The organism is bacterium, from assembly GCA_023150945.1.
GTDB lineage: Bacteria > Zhuqueibacterota > Zhuqueibacteria > Zhuqueibacterales > Zhuqueibacteraceae > Coneutiohabitans.
This window is the reverse complement of the sequence record JAKLJX010000002.1, coordinates 259,587-274,924: the sequence shown is the minus strand read 5'-3', so window position 1 is coordinate 274,924 and position 15,338 is coordinate 259,587. Positions and strand designations below refer to the sequence as shown.

Annotated in this window: 11 protein-coding genes; 9 read left to right on the top strand and 2 right to left on the bottom strand. The window is 60.2% G+C overall.

Annotated features, from left to right (window positions below; all coding sequences use genetic code 11):
• Positions 1–361 precede the first annotated feature (361 nt).
• Positions 362–541 (bottom strand): hypothetical protein, encoded by a 180-nt coding sequence (locus L6R21_04390; protein MCK6558417.1) that lies wholly within the window; start codon positions 539–541, stop codon positions 362–364.
• A 24-nt stretch (positions 542–565) separates the two neighbouring features.
• On the opposite strand from L6R21_04390, the gene L6R21_04385 reads away from it, so the two are divergent.
• Entirely contained in the window at positions 566–2,230 is a 1,665-nt protein-coding gene (locus L6R21_04385) for a methylmalonyl-CoA mutase family protein (GenBank protein ID MCK6558416.1), read from the top strand.
• Between the two features lie 127 nt (positions 2,231–2,357).
• Positions 2,358–2,759 (top strand): cobalamin B12-binding domain-containing protein, encoded by a 402-nt coding sequence (locus L6R21_04380; GenBank protein ID MCK6558415.1) that lies wholly within the window; start codon positions 2,358–2,360, stop codon positions 2,757–2,759.
• Positions 2,760–3,160: 401 nt separating this feature from the next.
• On the opposite strand, the gene L6R21_04375 is transcribed toward L6R21_04380, so the two are convergent.
• Entirely contained in the window at positions 3,161–4,366 is a 1,206-nt protein-coding gene (locus tag L6R21_04375) for a PP2C family protein-serine/threonine phosphatase (protein ID MCK6558414.1), read from the bottom strand.
• 168 nt (positions 4,367–4,534) lie between these two features.
• On the opposite strand from L6R21_04375, the gene L6R21_04370 reads away from it, so the two are divergent.
• From L6R21_04370 to L6R21_04340, 7 genes are all read left to right on the top strand, one after another.
• Positions 4,535–5,221, top strand: a complete 687-nt coding sequence (locus L6R21_04370; GenBank protein MCK6558413.1) for an HAD family hydrolase — start codon at positions 4,535–4,537, stop codon at positions 5,219–5,221.
• Positions 5,222–5,365: 144 nt separating this feature from the next.
• The gene (locus tag L6R21_04365; protein MCK6558412.1) at positions 5,366–7,687 is read left to right on the top strand and encodes a thioredoxin domain-containing protein; all 2,322 of its coding nucleotides are present in this window, start codon (positions 5,366–5,368) and stop codon (positions 7,685–7,687) included.
• A 46-nt stretch (positions 7,688–7,733) separates the two neighbouring features.
• Positions 7,734–9,230: a glycerol kinase GlpK gene (gene glpK, locus L6R21_04360; GenBank protein MCK6558411.1), complete on the top strand. Its 1,497-nt coding sequence runs from the start codon at positions 7,734–7,736 to the stop codon at positions 9,228–9,230.
• Between the two features lie 357 nt (positions 9,231–9,587).
• On the top strand, positions 9,588–10,235 hold the full coding sequence (locus tag L6R21_04355) for a cytochrome c family protein (protein MCK6558410.1): 648 nt from the start codon (positions 9,588–9,590) through the stop codon (positions 10,233–10,235).
• The gene (locus L6R21_04350; protein MCK6558409.1) at positions 10,232–13,222 is read left to right on the top strand and encodes a TAT-variant-translocated molybdopterin oxidoreductase; all 2,991 of its coding nucleotides are present in this window, start codon (positions 10,232–10,234) and stop codon (positions 13,220–13,222) included. Before L6R21_04355 ends, L6R21_04350 begins: the two co-directional genes overlap by 4 nt.
• 90 nt (positions 13,223–13,312) lie before the next feature.
• Positions 13,313–14,695, top strand: a complete 1,383-nt coding sequence (gene nrfD / locus L6R21_04345; protein MCK6558408.1) for a polysulfide reductase NrfD — start codon at positions 13,313–13,315, stop codon at positions 14,693–14,695.
• Positions 14,696–14,777: 82 nt separating this feature from the next.
• The gene (locus L6R21_04340; protein MCK6558407.1) at positions 14,778–15,335 is read left to right on the top strand and encodes a DUF3341 domain-containing protein; all 558 of its coding nucleotides are present in this window, start codon (positions 14,778–14,780) and stop codon (positions 15,333–15,335) included.
• The last annotated feature ends 3 nt before the right edge of the window (positions 15,336–15,338 follow it).

Sequence of the window (15,338 nt, the reverse complement as noted above, 5' to 3'; positions counted from 1 at the left end):
GCAGCAATATGCCCGATTCGTACACTGTTGTCTCACACGAGGTATCCACTACCACTGTCATCCAGTAAGGATCTTGTGAATATTTAGGCACACGCCGGTGCCATTCACCTCAACAGCTCACCGTGAAGACGCGAAGAGCGCCGAGAAGGACTCTTTTGATTCCAAAACTCCGCGGCTCCGCGGTGCAAGCGTTTGCTTTGTGGTCAAAAATCTTCCAGGATTTTTGTTCTGATTCTGAACGCCTTTTGGCCTACTGGCATTTCACCCGGTATTTTCCAGGGTTCTCCTATCATTCAGCACGAGAAGCACGCAGGATTCAAGTTCAATCGTCTTGTCCCAAATCGTTTTGCTATTAGAGCTTTCAGAATCTTGTTCTGGCTTTGAGCGCCTTCTGGCCGTATTTCTGTTTGTCACAGGCGAAGGCGCGGTCGTGCAGTCTTGACTTTGCCTGCGGTTTGGCGTATTTTAGCCGCGCCTTTTTTGGGAGCCGGGCCGCCATTTCTTGCTTTTTCCCAAGTGCACAGTAGCCCTCGGCGATCACCAACCCATTCCAGCGGAGCCTATCATGTCGAAAGAGAAAGCGCAATACCCGCAAGAACGCGCGCGTTGGCAGCGTGAAACCCGGCCGCAATTCAAAGACCGGCCGGGCAAATTCATGACCACCTCCAGCGTGCCGATCAAGGATCTCTACGGCCCTGATGACGTCGATCACATCGATCCGCTCCGCGATATCGGCCTCCCCGGTGAGTTTCCCTACACGCGCGGCATTCATGCCAACATGCACCGCGGCCGCTTGTGGACCATGCGCCAGTTCGCCGGCTTCGGCACACCCGCGGATACCAACCAACGCTTCAAATATCTTCTGGAAAACGGCCAGACCGGATTGTCGACTGCCTTCGATTTGCCGACGTTGATGGGCCGCGACTCCGACGATCCGCTCGCCGAAGGTGAAGTGGGCGTCTGCGGCGTCGCCATTTCCTCGCTGCGCGACATGGAGGTGCTGTTCGCAGGCATTCCGCTCGACAAGGTCAGCACTTCGATGACGATCAACTCGCCGGCGGCCGTCATGCTCGCATTTTACATTTGCGTCGGCAAAAAGCAGGGCGTGCCCGAAAGCAAATTGCGCGGTACGCTGCAAAACGACATTCTCAAAGAATACATCGCACAAAAGGAATTCATCTTTCCGCCCGAGCCGTCGATGAAGATCGTGGTGGACACCATCGAGTATTGCACCCGCCACGTGCCGGAATGGAACACCATCTCGATCAGCGGCTATCACATTCGCGAAGCCGGCAGCACCGCGGTGCAAGAACTCGCCTTCACCCTGGCGGACGGTTTCGCCTACGTCGAGGCGGCGATGAAAGCCGGCCTGGCGGTCGATGCGTTCGCGCCGCGGCTGTCCTTCTTCTTCAACTCGCATCTCGATTTCTTCGAAGAGATCGCCAAGTTTCGCGCGGCCCGCCGCATTTGGGCGCGCCGCATGCGCGATCGCTACGGCGCCCAAGACGAGCGCTCGTGGAAACTGCGTTTTCACACGCAAACCGCCGGCTGTTCCCTCACCGGCCAGCAGCCGATGAACAACATCGTGCGCACCGCCTTCGAGGCACTGGCGGGCGTGCTCGGTGGCACGCAGTCGCTGCATACCAATTCGCTCGACGAAACCTGGGCCTTGCCCACGGAATTTGCCGCCAAGATCGCGCTCCGCACCCAGCAAATTATTGCGTATGAAACGGGAGTGGTGAACACCGTCGATCCGCTCGCCGGCTCCTACTTCATCGAGCATCTCACCAGCCAGATGGAGCAGGAGGCGGAGGAGTATTTCCGCAAGATCGAGGCATTCGGCGGCGTGATTCCCGCGATCAAAGAGGGATTTTTCCAGCGTGAGATCGCCGCGGCGGCGCGGCGGTATCAGGATGAGATCGAAAAGAAGGAAAGGCTAATCGTCGGCGTGAATGCCTTTGTCGAGCCGGATGAAAAGCTCGACATTCCGATTCTGAAGATCGATGCCAGCGTCGAGAAGCAGCAGGCGCAAAATCTCGCCCGGCTGCGCGCCGAGCGCAACAACACCGCGGTGCGGCAGACGCTGGCGAAGCTGAAGGAAGCGGCGCAGGAGGGCCGCAACATCATGCCGGCGCTGATCGACTGCAGCATGGCTTACTGCACGCTCGGGGAGATCATCAACGAACTCAAGACCGTCTACGGCACCTGGCGGGAGGAGCCGGTGTTTTGAGAATTTTGCGGAGCCTTATGCCGGTCGCCAGGCGGCTTGCGGGAGGTGAGGTTGGAGGCACAATGTTGACGAGAACATCCCAAAGAGAAATCCGAAAACAAAACTTGAATAAGGAGTATGCCGTTTCATGGAGCGCAAAATTCGTGTTCTGGTAGGCAAGCTCGGACTCGATGGCCATGACCGTGGCGCGAAAATCATTGCCAGCGCCTTGCGCGATGCCGGTTTCGAGGTGATCTATTCCGGGCTGCATCAAACGCCCGAGATGATCGTCGAAGCGGCGCTGCAGGAAGACGTCGAAGTCATCGGCATCTCGATGCTCTCCGGCGCGCACATGACGCTGTTCCCGCGCGTGCTGGAGCTGATGAAGAAGAACGACATGTCCGACGTGCTGCTGCTCGCCGGCGGTACCATCCCGCCGGATGACGCCGCGGAACTGGAGCGGCAGGGCATCACGCGGGTATTCGGCCCGGGCACCGACACGCGCGACATCATCGCCCTGATCCGCGACTGGGCGGCCAAGCGCAATTGAGGGGTTGCCGCCTTGAAGATTGCGCAACTGCGCGTGTGCCATTCGGTGAGAATCTTGTGCGCCTTGCGGCCGGAGGCAAGAATCTCACCAGAGCCACCTTTGATGGCAGAATGAAGTCTGCAGATGCAGCAAAGGCAACAGTGCATGAGAGTACTGTTGCCCAGGCCTCTGTTTTCCCTCCCTCATGACCGTCGCCGCGCCGGCGAATGAATCCGCGGCTGCAACTTTCTCCCCCGCTCGAAACCAACTTGGCGAACTACGCAGCATTCGAAGATCGGAGGCTTTTCTCTGCTTCGGCGGGATGAGCTTGACAACGTCAAGGCCGGCCTTGCACCCCCGGCTTGTCACGCTGCACGGCTCCTTCTTGCGCCGATTGCAATGTGGCCGCGACCGATCGCCTTTCACTCCGCCAGCCGCTTGATGATCACCAGCGAGGCGTCATCTTCCCACTTCGCGCTTTCGCCAAATTCGAACACCGTGTTGAACACCGTCTCGAGAATTTCCGCGGCACTTTTTTCTTGGTTGGCAATGATCAGATTCTGCAGCCGCTCCAGGCCGTAGGCCTCGCCTGCCGCGTTGCTGCGTTCGAAGATGCCGTCGCTGTACATCGCCATTACCACGCCCCGCTCGAAGTTGGCGAGCGCGCGGTGAATCGACAACTCGGGCAGCGCGCCCAGAATGATGCCGGTCGGCTTCAACTCGGTCACTGCGTTGCCGCGCACGAGCAGCGGCGAAGGATGGCCGGCATTGGCATAGATGACGTGACCGTTGCTTTCGATCTCGCCGTAGAACAGCGAGACGAAGCGGGTGGAATAAGTGCTGCGATGAATCACCCGGTTGAGCTTCTTGAGCGTGTGCACCATTTTCATTTGCTCTTCCAAACCCATGCGCAAGCCGGTAACCACGTCGCGCACCAGCAGCGCGGCCGGCAGGCCGTGGCCGCTGGCGTCGCCGATGCTGACCCCGAACATTTCATTGCTGAACGTGAAATAGTCGAACAAATCGCCGCCCACCAGTTCTGCCGGCTGTGAGCGGCCGGCAATCTCATAGCCCTTGATTTGCGGCGGCGCCTGGGGCAACAAGCTGTTCTGAATGTGTGCCGCCTGTTCCAGTCCGCTTTTGACCGCATCGGAAAACAAGCGATAGTTCAACGCCGCGCGCACCGCGTTCATGCAAAACTCGATCTCCTCCCGCACCCAGCCGGCTTTGAGCTCGAACACCACAATCCAGCGGTCGTTGGGGCTGCGCACCACGGTAAAGGCCGCGGGAATGGCATACTCTGGCTGCTGGTTGATCTCGCTGTCGATGCTGAGCGCCGGATCATCATAGATGTAGCTGCCGTATTTGAGCAGCAACTTCACCGCTTCGGAATCGGCGGCAATGCTGGCCGTGCCGCGTGTGGTTTTGGACTGCCCGGGACGCCGCACTTGGACAAACTCGTCGCCCGCTTCTTCGTAAATGCGGCCATTGCTGATATGCAAATCCGCGCTGAAATTCTGTTCGATGGCGCGCAGAATGGTAAACAGGAAGTTCTTGCCGGATTTTTCCCGGCCAATGGTCGTCAGCAAGACATCGAGTTTGCGATAAAACGTTTTTGGCTCGATCATGAAATCCCTTTCTTGGCGGAATCGGCTGCAATAGTATCATTTTGGGCTGTCACATGCAAGCAGCAAAAAGCCGTTTCGATTTGTCCGCCGATGTCTTATATTGCCGGCCATCCGTTTGCAGTTCAATCGGCGGCATTTCATTCAACCAACACAGGAGTTGCGCCTCACGTGAAGATTCTCTTGTTCGATATTGACGGCACACTCATCCACTCCGGCGGCTCGGGCCTGCACGGCATGAGCCAAGCCTTCGAAGAACTCTACGGCATTCCGGATGCGTTCGAGGGCATTCCGGTTTCGGGCCGCACCGACACGCTGATTTTCCAGGACGCCATCCTTAAATGCGGCCTGCCCTGGCGGGAAGAGGAACTGGAACGCTACCAAGAGCGCTATTTCATTCATCTCGCTGCCGACATGCAGCGGCCGCGGCCCAAGCGCCGCCTGATGCCCGGCTTTCCCGAGCTGCTCGAGCGGCTGCACGCGCTGCCGCAGTTCCACCTCGGGTTGCTCACCGGCAACTGGCACCAGGCCGCGGAAATCAAGCTGCGGTACTTCGATTTGTGGAAGTACTTCGAGTTCGGCGCTTTCAGCGATGATGAAAGCGACCGCAACAAGCTGGTGCCGCATGCCCTCCGCCGGGTGCAGGAGAAATACAACTTTGTTCCGCACAATCACGACGTGTATGTGATCGGCGACACGCCGCGCGACGTGGCGTGCGCCCGGCCGCATGGCGCCGGCGCCATTGCGGTGGCCACCGGCGACTACAGCTTCGCCGAGTTACGCGCCGCCGCGCCGGATTATCTGTTCCAGGATTTCTCCCAAGTCGAGGAATTTCTCGAGATTTTTCTGGCCGAGTAGATTGCCTGGGTCTGCGCGAGTTCTCCGGCGGTCTCTCCGCCGCCGCGATTCTCGCAGCATGAGGCGGTGCCAAGTGCCGGGGAAGATTGCTGCAAAGCGCCCGAGCGGTTATTTCATTCCTGGACAGACTCCATTAAGGTGCTCGTGAAGATCTCAAACGGACACGCCGTCGTCTTTGTCTTCGCCGTGCTCGCGCTCGCCGGTCTGGCCGCGAGCCATTTCAAGCTGCATCATGTCGTGTTGCCGCCCTCGCCACGCGCAGTCGCTCAACAGCTAGCCGAGGATAAAATGAACGCTTTTTCTGCTGCCATCGCCGCAAACCTGGCGCAAGGTCGGAAACCCAACCGCCTGATTCACGAGAAAAGCCCGTATCTTTTGCAGCATGCCTTCAACCCGGTGGATTGGTATCCCTGGGGCGAGGAGGCGTTCGCCAAAGCGCGGCACGAGAACAAACCCATCTTTCTTTCCATCGGCTATTCCACCTGTCATTGGTGCCACGTGATGGAGCGCGAGTCATTTGAAAACGACAGCATCGCCGCCATCATGAACGAGCATTATGTCTGCATCAAAGTCGATCGTGAGGAGCGGCCGGATGTCGATCGCGTTTACATGGCGGTGGTGCAAGGCCTGACCGGCGCCGGCGGCTGGCCGCTCTCGGCCTGGCTGACGCCGGACCTCAAGCCGTTTTATGCCGGCACGTATTTTCCGCCGGAGTCACGCTATGGCCGGCCGGGTTTTCCGCAACTCTTGCTGCAGCTCAGCCGCGCCTGGCAGGAGCAGCGCGAAAAGGTGCTGGAATCGAGCTCGCAAATCATGCAGGCCATGCAGGAGCAAGGGGCCGCTCAGAGGGCGGAGGGGCCGGTGGCTTGGACATCACTGGCACGCGCCGCGTTTGCCCAGTTCGATCGCAGCTATGATGAGCGCCTGGGTGGTTTCGGCAGCGCGCCCAAGTTTCCACGGCCGGCGGTGTTCAATTTCCTCCTGCGTTATCATAGCCGCACGCAGGAAAAAAGCGCGCTCGACATGACGCTGCACACGCTGCGCTGCATGTGGGCAGGCGGCATGTATGATCATCTCGGTGGCGGATTTCACCGCTACGCGGTGGATGCGCATTGGCGCGTGCCGCATTTTGAAAAGATGCTGTATGATCAAGCGCAACTGGCGTGCGCCTACTTGGAGGCCTATCAGCTCACGCGCGCGCCGTTCTACGCGCAGGTTGCCCGCGAAGTGCTCGACTATGTGCTGCGCGACATGACCCATCCCGACGGCGGCTTTTATTCCGCGGAAGATGCCGACAGCGCGCCGAATCCCGCGCATCCCGAAGAAAAGGAGGAGGGCGCGTTCTATCTATGGCGCAAGCAGGAAATCGTGGATCTGCTCGGCGACCGGGATGCGGAGATTCTCAATTTTCTCTACGGCGTGAGCGACAGCGGCAACACCCTCAGCGATCCTCACGGCGAGTTTGGCGACCGCAACGTGCTCTATGCCGCCCGCACGCCGGCAGAGGCCGCGGTTCATTTTGCCCGGCCGGAGGAGGAGATTCTCAAAGCCAGCGACCGCTGCCGGGCGCAGTTGTCCGAAGCGCGCCAGCACCGGCCGCGGCCACATCTTGACGACAAGATCATCACGGCGTGGAACGGCTTGATGATTTCCGCGTTTGCCCGCGCCTATCAAGTTCTGGAAGAGCGCATGTATCTCGAAGCGGCCGGGCGCGCGGCGGCGTTCGTGCTCGCCAAGAATTATGATCCCGCCGGCGCTGCGCTTAAACGGCGCTATCGCGACGGCGAATCCAAACATCCGGGCCAGCTCGATGACTATGCCTTTTTGGTGCAGGGCTTGCTGGATTTGTATGAAGCCGGTTTCGAGATCGCCTGGCTGCAATTCGCGGAGAAGCTGACCGAAACCCAAATTCGCCTGTTTGGCGATGCCGACGGCGGCGGCTTCTATGACACGCCCGGCGAGGATCAATCGATCCTGCTGCGCATGAAAGAGGAGTATGACGGTGCCGAGCCTTCCGGCAACGCCGTGGCGGCGGCCAATCTGCTGCGACTGGCGCAGATGCTCGACCAGCCGCACTGGTGGGAACTCGCTGAACGCACGCAGCGGCTGTTTGCAGCCCGGCTGGAGCAAATGCCGCATGCCGCGCCGCAGATGCTCGCGACCATGGATTTCAGCCAAAACAAACCGGTGCAAATCATCATCGCCGGCGACCCGCAGGCGGACGACACGAGAGTCCTGCTGCGCGCCGTGCACGAACGCTTTCTACCCAACAAGATTTTGCTGCTGGCCGGCGGCGAGGGCAAAGAGTTCTTGCATGAAAGATTGCCGATGTTCTCCGCCATGACCATGCTCGCGGGCAAGGCCACTGCCTACGTTTGCGAAAACTACGCGTGCCAATTGCCGACCGCGGAGGTGGCCGTGCTCACTCAGCTCTTGGCGAAGTCGGAAAGGCCGGCCGCGGAATGAGAGCGCATCAACCGGCAGCGAGTCATCATGGGCAAGGAGAATCACAATGAAATACCTCCTGGCGTTGGATCAGGGCACCACCAGCAGTCGCAGCATCATTTTCGATCAAGAGGGCCGCATGCTGGCCTGGGCGCAGCAGGAATTCCAGCAGCATTATCCCCGGCCCGGCTGGGTGGAGCATGATCCCGAGGAAATTTGGGAGACGCAACTGAGCACCGCGCGCGCCGCGCTGCAGAAAGCCGGATTGCGCGGCAGCGACCTCTTGGCGATCGGCATCACCAATCAACGCGAGACCACTTTGCTGTGGGAGCGCAAGACCGGCATGCCCGTGCATCCCGCCATTGTCTGGCAGGATCGGCGCACCGCCGCGATCTGCGAAGAGCTGCGCGCGAGCAAGTGGCGCCAGGAGATTTCCCAGCGCACCGGCCTGGTGGCGGATCCCTATTTCTCCGCCACGAAAATCAAGTGGCTGTTGGACAATGTTCCGGGGCTGCGGCCGCGCGCCCAGCAGGGCGATCTCGCCTTCGGTACGATCGACACCTGGCTGTTGTGGAAGCTGACCGGCGGCAAGGTTCACGCGACGGATTGCTCGAATGCCTCGCGCACAATGTTGTTCAACATTCATGAAGTTGATTGGGATCGCGATTTGCTGGCGGCGTTCGATATTCCGGCGGCGCTACTGCCCAAAGTGCGGCCCAGCAGCAGCCTCTTTGGGCTGGCGGCTGCGGAGTGGTTGGGCGCGGAGATTCCGATTGCCGGCATCGCGGGCGATCAGCAAGCCGCCCTGTTCGGGCAAACCTGTTTTCAGCCGGGCATGCTGAAAAACACCTATGGCACCGGCTGTTTCATGCTCATGCAAACCGGCGGGCAGGTGTTTGCTTCGAAGCACGGCCTGCTGACCACGATTGCCTGGCAGATCGGCGGCGGCAAAGTGCAATATGCGCTCGAAGGCTCGGTGTTTGTCGCGGGCGCCGTGGTGCAGTGGCTGCGCGATGAATTGCAAATCATCAACTCGGCGGCCGAGATCGAGCACTTGGCGGCGCAGGCAAAAGACAATGGCGGAGTCTATCTCGTGCCGGCGTTCACCGGGCTGGGTTCACCGTATTGGGATGCTGAGGCGCGCGGTACGATCGTGGGGTTGACGCGCGGCACTAATCGCAGCCATCTGGCGCGCGCCGCGCTGGAAGCCATTGCCTATCAAGCGCGCGATCTTGCCGAGGCGATGCAGGAAGACGCCAACACCACCATCACCGAATTGCGCGTGGACGGCGGCGCCGTGCGTAATGACTTGCTCATGCAGTTTCAGGCGGACATCGTGCCCACTCCGGTGGTGCGTCCGGCGGTGACGGAGACCACGGCGCTGGGCGCTGCTTATCTGGCGGGATTGGCGGTTGGCTGCTGGCGCGATCTCGATGACCTCGCACAACACTGGCGCGAGGAAACGCGCTTTTCACCGCGGATGCCGGAGGACGAGCGCCAGCATCTTTATCAAAACTGGCGCAAGGCCGTGACCCGCGCGCGCGGATGGTTAAGGAGCCAATGAAGAAGGCAGTTGCGACGAAATGACGCGCTGCGCGAAGGCACATTCATGCCGCGCTGCGCCATGAATTTTCTCAGAGACGACAAGGAAATCGCTTGACAATGGAGGATTCTTTTCTATTTTTGTCACCTGTTTTGAACCACATCGTGTGCAATCAGGCTGTCCGGCGAGTTCGAGGAGATGATTAGGCTCGCCGGTGCAAGCCCGCTTCGCTGTATGCAAGTCAGGAAGGGTAGGGAGCACTCCCACCAAGTCGTCGCGCCGGCCCGGTGAACCATCGCGGCTCAGGCGTGCCCGCCTGCAGTATGCTTAGGCAATTTGAAAACAGCTTTCGGCCTGATCATTGATTCGAGAATTCTGATGGCTCAGATTTTTCATCCGAGTACAAACACCCTTTCCAAAGTAAGCATTTTCGGCGCAGTCTTTTTTGTCGGCGGTTTCCTGTGGTTGATGCTGGTTCTTGAACGTTCCTCCTACGTGACGCAGGCCAATGTGGTGCGCGAGCAGCCCGTGGCCTTCAGCCACCGCCATCACGTCGGCCAACTCGGCATCGACTGCCGTTACTGCCACACCTCCGTGGAAGAAAGCGCTTTCGCCGGCATTCCCGCCACGAAAACCTGCATGACCTGCCATTCCCAGATTCACACCACCGCGGAAATCCTCGAGCCGGTGCGCGAAAGCTGGCGCAGCGATCGTGCGATTGCCTGGGTGCGGGTCAATGATCTCCCCGACTTCGCTTATTTCAACCACAGCATCCATCTGAAAAAGGGAGTCGGGTGCGTGACCTGTCACGGCCCGATTCAGGAGATGGCGCTCACCTGGCGCGAGAACCCGTTGGAGATGGCTTGGTGTCTGCAATGCCATCGCAATCCGGAGAAATTCGTACGGCCGCGCGACCAGGTTTTCAGCACCACCTGGCAGGCGGAGGATCAAGAGAAACTCGGCGCCCAACTGGTGCAGGAATATCAGATTCGCAAACTAACCGATTGTTCCATTTGCCATCGATGAGCACGATGACCGATACCCCTCACCTCGATTTGGAGGAGATTCGCCGGCGCTTGAACGGCAAGCAGGGCAAGCAGTATTGGCGCTGTCTGGAAGAGTTGGCCGAAACGCCGGCCTTCCAGCAGTTCGTGGAAAATGAATTCGCGCCCGGTGTGGTGGATTATTCCAGCGCCGTCAATCGCCGCAATTTTCTCAAGTTCATGGGCGCCTCGCTGGCGCTCGCCGGTCTGAATGCGTGCACGCGCCAGCCGGTGGAGAAGATTTTTCCCTACGTGCAGCCGCCCGAGCAAATCGTGCCCGGCAAGCCGGTCTATTTTGCCACGGCCATGCTGCAGCGCGGTTTCGCGCAGGGTTTGCTGGCGGAAAGCCACATGGGCCGGCCCACCAAAGTCGAAGGCAATCCCGAGCATCCTGCCAGCCTGGGCGCAACGGACATTTTCGCGCAAGCCTCGGTGCTGACACTCTATGATCCCGACCGGGCGCAGGTGGTCACGCGCACGGGCCGGGTGAGCACGTGGGAAGCTTTTCTCTCCGAGTTCAACTTGAAGCTGGAAGCGCTGCGCCAAAAGCAGGGCGCAGGCCTGCGCGTGCTCACCGAAACCGTCACTTCTCCGACGCTGGCGGATCAGTTGCAGCGCATGCGGGCAGCCTTCCCGGCGGCCAAATGGCATCAATACGAACCCACCAGCCGCGATCATGCCCGCGCCGGTGCCACCCTGGCATTCGGCGAAGTGGTGGAGACGCACTATCGCTTCGACCGCGCCGCGGTGGTTCTCGCGCTCGACGCCGATTTTCTCATCGATCATCCCAACAGCGTACGTTACGCCCGCGAATTTTCCAGCCAGCGTCGCGTCGTGGACGGCGAGCAGAAGATGAACCGGCTCTACATGATCGAAAGCACGCCCACCCTGACCGGCAGTATGGCGGATCATCGTTGGGCGCTGCCGCCGGCTGCCCTCGAGAATATTGTGCGGGCGGTGGCAGCGGAATGCGGCATTGGCAGCACGCCGGCTGCGCTCGACAGCGGCCAGGAGAAATGGATCAAAGCCATTGCCGATGATTTGAAGTCTCACCGCGGCGCCGGCATTGTGATCGTGGGCGACAGCCAGCCGCCGGTGGTGCATCTGCTGGCGCACGCTTTGAATCATGCGTTGGGCAATGCCGGCAACACCGTCGTGTACACCGCGCCGGTCGAGGCCGAGCCGGTCGACCAAATGGCCTCGCTGCGCGAATTGGTCAATGACATGAACGCCGGCGCCGTCGAAGTGCTGGTGATGATGGGCGGCAATCCCGTATTCACCGCGCCCGCTGACCTGGATTTCGCCGGTGCACTCGCGAAAGTGGGTCTGCGCGTGCAGCTCAGTCTGCATGATGATGAAACCGCCGCGTTGTGCCACTGGCATATTCCCGAATCACACTATCTCGAGTCGTGGAGTGACGGCCGCGCTTTCGACGGCTCGGTGACGATCATCCAGCCGCTGATTGCGCCGCTGTACAACAGCAAATCTGCGCATGAGATGCTGGCCGTCATGCTCGGCCAAAGCGGTTCGAGCGGCTACGACAGCGTGCGCGAGTATTGGCAGAAGCAGCATAATACGCCGGACTTTGAAACCTTCTGGCAGGTGTCGGTGCATGACGGTGTAGTGGCCAACACCGCACTACCGCTGAAGTCCGTTACGTTCACCGGCCAGTTGCCGCCGCCAACCGGAACGGCAGCCGGCGCGAGTCTCGCCATTTGCTTTCGGCCAGACCCCAGCGTGGGTGATGGACGCTTCGCCAACAACGGCTGGCTGCAAGAGTTGCCCAAGCCGCTCACCAAGCTCACTTGGGACAATGCCGCGTTGCTCAGCCCGGCAACCGCACAGCGCCTAAAATTGCAGAATGAGGAGGTCGTCGAACTGCAGTATCAAGGCCGCACGGTCAATGCGCCGGTGTGGATCATGCCCGGCCATCCCGAAGCAACTGTGACCGTTCACTTCGGCTATGGCCGTAGCCGCGGCGGCCAGCTTGCCAGCGGCACCGGATTCAATGCTTATGCGTTGCGTACCTCGGCAGCGCCCTGGTTTGGGCACGGCCTGGAAATCCGCAAGACCGGCGAGCGCCATCGCCTGGCCACCAGCCAGATGCATCACAGCATGGAGAATCGCCATCTCGTGCGCACCGGCACACTGGCGGAGTTCGTCGCGCATCCGGAGTTCATCCATGAGATGGGCCACGAGCCGGCGCCGGAGATGACGCTCTACCCCGAGCACAAATACGAAGACAACGCCTGGGGGATGGTGATCGATTTGAATGCCTGCCTCGGCTGCAATGCCTGCACGATCGCCTGCCAGTCGGAGAACAACATCGCGGTGGTCGGCAAGGAGCAGGTGCTCATCGGCCGCGAGATGCACTGGATTCGCGTGGATCGCTACTACGAAGGCGATCTCGATCATCCCGACACCTACCATCAGCCGGTGCCGTGCATGCACTGCGAAAAGGCGCCGTGTGAGCCGGTTTGTCCGGTGGGCGCGACGGTGCACAGCTCCGAAGGCTTGAATGACATGGTCTACAACCGCTGCGTGGGCACACGCTACTGCGCCAACAACTGCCCCTACAAAGTGCGGCGCTTCAACTTCCTGCTGTATTCCGATTTCGAAACGCCGATCGTCAAGCTGCAGCGCAACCCCGATGTCACCGTACGCTCGCGCGGGGTGATGGAAAAATGCACCTACTGCGTGCAACGCATCAACGCGGCGCGCATCGAAGCCAAGAAGGAAGAACGCGCCATCGCCGACGGCGAGATTCTCACCGCCTGCCAGCAGGTGTGCCCGGCGCAAGCGATCATCTTCGGCAATCTCAATGACCCGAACAGCCGCGTGGCCAAGCTGAAAGAGAGCCCGCTCAACTATGGCCTGCTGACTGATTTGAACACCCGGCCCCGCACCACGTATCTGGCGCGGCTGCGCAATCCCAACCCGGCCCTGGCGGAAGAAAGCAGCCACGCGTAAGCTGCGCGCCGGCAAGATTGGGGCAGCGCCGCAAATGGCTGCGAATTGAATGGAAGGCACAGGCGAGACGACAATCATCGCGCAAGAAACATGGCACAAACTGAAACGCTGATCAAAAAGCTGACAAACTACCGCCAGGAGGCGCCGGTACTCGCGCCCGGCCACACTTACGGCTCGATCACCGACAAGGTGAGCGCGATCGTGCTCACCCGCAAAACGCCCAAGGGCTGGATCATCGGATTCACCATTGCGTTTGCCGGCGTGATGATGCTGTTTGCCGCCCTTGCCTACTTGTTTGTCAAGGGCGTGGGCATCTGGGGCATCAACAATCCCGTGGGATGGGGCTTCGCGATCATCAACCTGGTCTGGTGGATCGGTATCGGCCACGCCGGCACGTTGATCTCCGCCATCCTGCTGTTGTTCCGGCAAGCTTGGCGAACTTCGATCAACCGCTTTGCCGAGGCCATGACGCTGTTTGCGGTGGCGTGTGCCGGCATCTTCCCGCTCATTCACGTCGGCCGGCCGTGGCTGGCATATTGGCTGTTGCCCTACCCCAACACCATGGCGCTGTGGCCGCAAACCCGCAGCCCGCTGGCGTGGGACGTGTTTGCCATCACCACGTATGCCTCGGTCTCGGCGCTGTTCTGGTATATCGGCCTGCTGCCCGATCTGGCCACGCTGCGCGATCGCACAAAGAACCGGTGGTTGCGCCTGATCTATGGCTTTCTTGCCATGGGCTGGCGCGGTTCGGCGGTGCACTGGTCGCGCTATGAAACCACCTACCTGCTGCTCGCCGGCCTGGCCACGCCGCTGGTGTTGTCGGTGCACACGGTGATCAGCTTCGACTTTGCGATGTCGATCATCCCCGGCTGGCACGCGACCATCTTTCCGCCCTACTTCGTGGCGGGCGCCATCTATGCCGGTTTCGCCATGGTTCTGATTCTCGCGATTCCGCTGCGCGCGATCTATGGTTTGGAAGATTTCATCACCACCGTGCATCTGCGCAACATGGCCAAGATCATGCTGGCCACCGGCTTGATCGTCGCTTATGGCTACGCCGTGGAGGCCTTCATGGCGTGGTACAGCGGCAACCAGTATGAATGGTACATGATGTGGAATCGCTGGACCGGCCCCTATGCCCCGGCTTACTGGGCCTTGCTCCTCTGCAACCTGCTCGTGCCGCAATTGTTGTGGATCGAAAAGGTGCAGAGCAGCACGATCTGGCTGTTCGCGATTTCGATCGTGGTCAGCATCGGCATGTGGCTGGAACGATTCGTCATCGTCGTCACCAGTCTGCACCGTGATTTTCTGCCCTCCGCGTGGGGCATGTATTATCCCACGACCTGGGACTGGGCGACCTATCTCGGCACCATCGGCTTGTTCTTCGCGCTGATCTTCCTGTTCGTGCGCGTGCTGCCCGCCATCTCGATCTTCGAGATGCGCACGCTGGTGCCCACGGAAGAACGCAAATAAACCAAGCTGGCAGACGCAAGCCGGCAGCGCGGCGCCGCGGGCCCCGCTGCCGTTCTCGCACTCCAGGAGTCAATACCAGCCCATGAATACCGGCACGAAATCGACCAACGACACTGCGCTCTACGGCCTGCTGGCCGAGTTCGCAACGCCCGGCGCGCTGCTGGCCGCGGCGAAACGCACGCATGCCGAAGGCTACCGCAAAGTGGATGCCTACTCGCCGTTTCCAATCGAAGGCCTGGCCGAAGCGATCCACGTGCATCGCAACCGCCTGCCGCGCATCGTTTTGATCGGCGGACTGGTGGGCTGCTTTGTCGGCTTCTTTTTTCAATATTATGCCGCCGTCATCGACTATCCGCTCAACGTCGGCGGCCGGCCGTTCAACAGTTGGCCCTCGTTCATTCCGATCACCTTCGAGACCACGATTTTGTTCGCCGCCTTTACCGCGGTGCTGGCGATGTTTGCGCTCAACGGCCTGCCGCAGCCTTATCATCCGGTGTTCAACGTCGAGCCTTTCGAGCGCGCCTCGCGCGACCGTTTTTTCCTGTGCATTCAGGCCAACGATCCCAAGTTCGATCCCCTGACGACCAGAGCCTTTTTGGAGAGCCTTCAACCCGACGCGGTGCACGAAGTCGAGCCTTGAGGG